The 229-nt window shown below is 67.2% G+C and carries 1 protein-coding gene; it reads left to right on the plus strand.

Annotated elements, in window-relative coordinates; all coding sequences use genetic code 11:
- Window positions 1-229: hypothetical protein (locus HP548_RS00100; RefSeq protein WP_175380573.1), on the plus strand; the 229-nt coding region annotated here is incomplete at both ends.

Consider the following 229-nt stretch of genomic DNA (forward strand, 5'->3'; position numbering starts at 1 on the left):
TACAGCAGGTACGGCTGGAGTAGCAGGCCTAGCAGGCCCAGCGGGAGCAACTGGCGCAACAGGTACGGCTGGAGCAGCAGGTCCAGCGGGCCCAGCGGGAGCAACTGGCGCAACAGGTACGGCTGGAGCAGCAGGTCCAGCGGGCCCAGCGGGAGCAACTGGCGCAACAGGTACGGCTGGAGCAGCAGGTCCAGCAGGTCCAGCGGGAACTACTGGCGCAACAGGTGCA

The sequence above is a fragment of the Paenibacillus taichungensis genome (genome assembly GCF_013359905.1).
GTDB lineage: Bacteria > Bacillota > Bacilli > Paenibacillales > Paenibacillaceae > Paenibacillus > Paenibacillus taichungensis.